Raw genomic sequence first — 5,556 nt, forward strand, 5'->3', positions numbered from 1 at the left:
CCCGGTTGAGTGGCCGGATGACCGTGGAATCAGTGGTCGGATACGCGTGGAATGGGTGGCCGGATCACCGTGGAATCGGTGGTCAGATGCTTATGGAATGGGTGGCCAGATGACCGTGGAATCCGCAGTGAAGGCGCAGGGCAACGGGCGATGGCGAACATCAGAGCCTTCCTGGAGGGTCATCTGAAGCTACGTATCAACGAGCAGAAAAGCGCAGTAGCACGGCCTTGGAAGCGAAAGTTTCTGGGCTACGCGATTACGATCTATCGCCAAGAGACACGGGTGCGACCTGCCCCCGAAAGCCTGCGAAGACTGATGGATCGAGTTCGTGAGTTGCTGCGCAAGGGGCGAGGACGGTCCTTGTCTCACACTATAGAGATGCTAAATCCCGTGTTGCGGGGTTGGGCAAACTACTTTCGGCTTACCGCGAACATGCGGATGCTGGAGGAACTCGATTGGTGGCTGCGTCGAAAACTACGTTGCCTGCTCTGGCGACAGTGGAAAACCCCGAAGACCCGCGAACGACGACTCATCTTGCTTGGGCTTAGGCCTGAGCGGGCGTGGAAGTCGAGTGTAAACGGGCGAGGGCCTTGGTGGAACTCGGCATCCAAACACATGAATCAGGCAGTACCGACGTTGTACTTCGCCAAAATGGGGCTGGTCTCGCTGCGCAGCACTGTGCAGGGACTCCAGCGTATTAGTTGAACCGCCGTATGCGGAACCGCACGTACGGTGGTGTGAGAGGGCTGAGGGAAAAAAAAATCCCTCACCCTACTCGATCCTGTCGAATTGGCCAGGCACCACCCACGCTGACGTAAGGGCTCTAACAACAGCTTGGCAGGAAGCTACTGCAGTATGCGGAGTGACTGAGTGGCAGAGTGCTGTAGGAGGGCGGCTAACATGAGCGCCGGAGCGGTTGTCTAGCACCAGTCGGCCCCTTCGCAGCAAACTTGCTGCACACATCAAGCCAGAGAGCCGCTGCAGAGCAGGTCACCGGCCATGACTGACCCGATTCCGTTGCCAGTTGATCTACCGCTGAACGCACCACAACCTCGTTACCACTAACCGCAGTGATTTCGCCGGCAGAGATGATGGGATCTACGGTTAACGAGCAACGTGACCACCCAAGCCTGCCCCCTTGTTCGGTTTGCTCTGGTCGACTCGATCGCCCATCGCGGGTTAAGCCCCTGCCACATCCATCCGGCACCAGGGCTCCAGCACGCCCGCTCAACGGCAGATTGTTGACCTGCCATCGCTGTGCTCATTGGTTTTCACGTGAAAACCTGGCGCCGTCCAATTGTGCCATTGCTAGATGAACGCCCCCTCAACGGCCCGTCCCCCTGGATCCGCCGGCCGATATACGAGCTAAAGCAGCGAATTGTGCCATCGCTAGAGGATCGAGAGCGCCTAGATTGCCAAATGTGCCACGCCTAGAGCCTAAAGCAGGATCCGCCCACCAAATGTGCCATCGTTAGATGATGGTCCTGGAGATAGCGTCCACTCCAGATGTGCCACGCTTAGTGCAGTAGCTCATCTGGCTTATGCCACTTTTCACAGTGAAAACTATATCAACGATGCCGTTTACGAGCTCCGTTCAACTAGTACAAAGAGACGGAGGCAATGTGCGTCGAGTCTATCAGGTAAGAGAGGGGGTCCAAGGGGGGGCTTACTACCCTTGCCCCCTCAATTGTGCCATCGTCAGGGGCACTGGAGGCTCTGTAGGTGTCTGATAAGGCTCAAGAATCGAAATGTGCCATCGTTAGAGCATTGCTAAAGCAATTGCTGAGGATTAGCGCGTTTGGGTGCCGCGAATCTTGAGGAAGAGTGCCATCGTTAGGGCTGGTGCATATGCCCAGTTATGAGCCGCAGATAAGCTGGAGGCACCGTATTTATTGGGCTCCAGCAAATTGTGCCATGCCTGGGAAGCCAAATTCCTAGGGACGGCACAATTCAGGAGATCCTCTAGCAATGGCACAGGAAGGTACTAAACGTGGCACATAGCTCTAAGGATGGCACTGGCGACATCTAGCCCCGGCACATAAGCCTAGAAAGATGGCACTGTTGTCCCTGGGGATGGCACAGAAAAATGGCTGTAGCCCTTGTGGCGTAAGGGTTTGGGGTCTTCACTAACAAAGCTTTAAAAAAGCAGTGAAAACAGAAACAAGCTGTTGTAGGTTTTTTGCTTTCGCAATTTTGAGTCAAAAGCGAAGAGCAAAAAGCACCCTCTAGGCATGGCACAATTGACCACTGACGGTGGAACCGTAATTTCGTTGACCGGACGACAATTGATCGAGTAATGTGCCACCACAGTCACTGATGGCACAATTCACAATGGACTCAGAAACCCCCACACCGAGAGCTCCGCGAGCAAAGCGTACAACCGGAGCAACAACGGAAACTAGTCCAGCGAAACGCAAGAGAGCACCAAAGCTCCAGGTCGTTCGAGATGTCGAACCATCCAAAGCCGTTGAGCTGAGGAAGGCGACCGAAGCCCTGTCAATGCGAAACGTCTCCGCCACTAGTGACTTCACCTTCCTACAGCGAAAACTCTACAACACACTCCTGCAGTTCGCCCAGCAACGGCCACGGGAGGAGATGGTTCACGAGATCCCGATTCGAGACGTCGAAGACAACATTGGACATACCACGTCCAATAGCCGCGACTACCTCAAAAAGGTGCTCGTGAGCATGTCGCAGACGCAGGTTGAGTTTGACTACAAGGGTGAGAGCCCTGGCCGAAAAAGCGAGTGGGGTATCGCAAACCTAATTGCTGAAGCCTACATCCTTGAGGATGGGCAAACCCTGCGCTTCTCGTTCCCACCAGATCTGAAACGCCGGCTGCTCGACCCAGCGATCTTCAATTTGATCGATCTGCGGATGCAGTACCACTTTTCAAGCTTTTCAGCGCTTACGCTCCACGAGATCACGTCACGCTATTTTGGCTCACCCATGGGTGAGACCTACCGTGCGCACTGGTCTGAGTGGAGCGTTGTGTTGTCTGGATCAGCCACTCCGCACGCCGAGTTTCGCGATTTCAACAAGATGCTTGGTCGTGCTATCGACCAGGTCAACAGCATCGAGCGAAGATTCCGCATCACTCCGCACGTGACCAAGGCCAACCGGAAGATGGATAAGCTCTGGTTCAAATTGGAGACCTTGGTTCAACCAGGCTTAGACCTGGGACCATCCCCCGAGCTGGTTAGCCAGGACGTATCCAAGCGCCTGAAGGCACTGTCCTTGAGCAAAAAGGACATCGATGAGCTCGGGATGACTCATGATGAAGAATACCTCTTAGCTCAAGCTGACTACACAGAAGCGCAAATGCGCAAGGAGGGGGCCAACGTTGCAAGTCCCGCGGCATATTTCAAGGCTGCGGTCGCCAACAACTACGCCAAGGCGCCAACCCAGAAGAAGGGAGCGGAAGCTGCCAAATCCCAGAAGCCAGCGGCTAACGCTACTAAGCCAGCTGCGAAAGCAAAGCCAGCGCCGAAAGCAGCACCAACGAATCAAATGGCTGACCTTTTGGAGCAGTGGGGAGCTGCTCAACGCGAGACTATCCGTGGCGAGTTCCAGGGGTTGTCGGATGAAGAAAAGAACGAGCTGGCTGAGAAATATGACGCCGAGCTGAGGAAGGATGACTTCGCTTACGGGCAGTACCGGACCAAAGGATTGACTCCTATGGTGACCAATTGCTTGGTGGCAATCTTGTTCCAGGAACGCTTCCCTGAGACTCCGACCCCGGAAACGCTCCTTCAATTCTTGCTTAGTGGCGGCAAGATCTGACGCTTTGTTACGCGGGCTCAGCCATTTGCGCGGTCCGCTGCACAAGGTTCAATAGGGTATCGGCTGAAAGGTAAGGGGCATTCTTTAGCATTTGCTCAATGAGCAAGGTCACAACCCCGAAGCAGTCGCCTGGACCTATGGGTACCGATCTTGGTGCACGGCCTTTCGTGTTCACCGAGATGAACACTTTCCCTGGCTGATTCTCGATGGTGAACCATTTTTCGTTCTGCGCGCCGTGGCCTTTGCCATCGAATTTCGTCTGCATCTGCATGAAGGTGGCTAGTACACCAGGCAGCTCGCGGCCAGAAAGCTGAATACTGATCTTTTCGGCCCAGTTGAACGTCCGGGATGCGGTTGCTTCGGCAGCTTCGATCCGAATCGTATGCTCTCCGCTTCTGGTTGTATCAGATTGGAAGCACAAGGCCACCTTCGCCCCGTAAACATGCCGAGTGACGAAGGTCTTCTTGTCTGCAGACTCGCTCGATAGCTCAGAGGTTACTGGTTCTTCACTAGTCTGGATTTCGGCGGCCTCTATCAACACCTCTTGTTCCTCAAGGCAGGAGAACTGCTGATGTAAGCTTCTGTAGGTGTCACAGAGATACCTGCCAATATCTGAGTCCGCACACCCGCTATCCGACCACTGCTTGAGCTGCTGAGAAAATTTCGGCCCTTCGACCTTCCCGATGTTGATCAGCACAGACAGAGACGGTTGTGGCAGATTGGCTATGCGGATGCGTTCGACACACCCCGGGAGAATCGTGAAGAAAATCCCTTTGAGGTAGTGCAGGGCAGTGTGGTCGCCAGCTTGCGCCCTTTCGATCGCGTCACTAAGTGCATCTCCCTCTGATTGGTAAACCTCATCGAGCACATCGCTGGACGGTATTGGGATTCGCAAACTAGAGAGCTTGGCGGATGCAGACTGGGCATCAAAACGCATATAAGAAAACCCTTGGCTCAGAAAATACCGTTACTTGGCTAACGGATACTAGCAATACAGCCAATTCTTATCAATACGTGTTATATGTCCTATTGGTATATTCGGATTGCTCTATAGTATTTCTATGTCTAAGGCTTTGTTCAGCTCATCTTCTATGTCGACTGAGCAACCACCCAGCAAGAAATCAGATTTCTCCAGGACGCCCAGTGCCATCATGATCAGTGGGGTTCCGATATCAATATGCTTCGCCACGACCCTGATCGCTGAAAGATCACGCAGTGAGGGTTTTGGGCGCCCAGTGCGCCATGAGTTGAGCTTTTCAAAAGGGACATGAATTTTTTCGGCCGCCTCCTTTAGGTTCTCAGACCAGGTGGCTGCGATCAGTTCATCCAGGATGAAAGTTGGAGAAGAGGCGACGCCTGCCTTTGTGACGTCCTCGAAATAGGCTGCAGTCTCATGGCTCTCGCTGACTGCTTTCGCATTGAACATCGCGGACTGCTGGATAAGGCAGTAATCCGACCAGCGGAAAACGTCCGCCATCTGCAGGACTCGAAAACCAGAACAGTCAAGAAATGCAGCGATTAGGTCTATTCGTTTTCGATCCAGTTCGTCGTGGAGGGCACGCGGCTTGGCTTTTGACTCATCCCCAAAGCAACTCGCTAACGTGTCAGCGGTGAAACCACAAGCTTTGCTGGCTTCTTGGAAAGGGTGAATCGCCCCTGGTTTCGTAGACACCTCCAAGCCTCATAATGAGGCCCAAATAGGAGGTGCCATGAGTCGTCAGCGTTACCCCGAAGAGTTCAAGATCGAAGCGGTCAAGCAAGTGACCGAGAAAG

General features: G+C 53.9%; 4 protein-coding genes. 2 read left to right on the forward strand and 2 right to left on the reverse strand.

The window, feature by feature from the left end; genetic code table 11:
* The first annotated feature begins 315 nt into the window (after nucleotides 1-315).
* Nucleotides 316-705 carry a group II intron maturase-specific domain-containing protein gene (locus WM94_RS30960; RefSeq protein WP_256207058.1) on the forward strand — a complete coding sequence of 130 codons (390 nt, stop codon included), beginning with the start codon at nucleotides 316-318 and terminating at the stop codon, nucleotides 703-705.
* Between the two features lie 1,794 nt (nucleotides 706-2,499).
* On the forward strand, nucleotides 2,500-3,783 hold the full coding sequence (locus tag WM94_RS25540) for a RepB family plasmid replication initiator protein (protein ID WP_004577638.1): 1,284 nt from the start codon (nucleotides 2,500-2,502) through the stop codon (nucleotides 3,781-3,783).
* Between the two features lie 7 nt (nucleotides 3,784-3,790).
* Here WM94_RS25540 and WM94_RS25545 read toward each other — a convergent pair whose 3' ends face one another.
* Together WM94_RS25545 and WM94_RS25550 are read right to left on the reverse strand one after the other, a co-directional pair.
* Nucleotides 3,791-4,720, reverse strand: a complete 930-nt coding sequence (locus tag WM94_RS25545; protein ID WP_004577637.1) for a hypothetical protein — start codon at nucleotides 4,718-4,720, stop codon at nucleotides 3,791-3,793.
* A 111-nt stretch (nucleotides 4,721-4,831) separates the two neighbouring features.
* A complete protein-coding gene (locus WM94_RS25550; protein WP_256207057.1) occupies nucleotides 4,832-5,455 on the reverse strand; it encodes an XRE family transcriptional regulator in 624 nt (207 codons plus the stop codon).
* Nucleotides 5,456-5,556: the final 101 nt, after the last annotated feature.

Origin of the sequence: Pseudomonas sp. ABFPK, from assembly GCF_001586765.1 — a bacterium.
Taxonomy (GTDB): domain Bacteria; phylum Pseudomonadota; class Gammaproteobacteria; order Pseudomonadales; family Pseudomonadaceae; genus Aquipseudomonas; species Aquipseudomonas asiatica.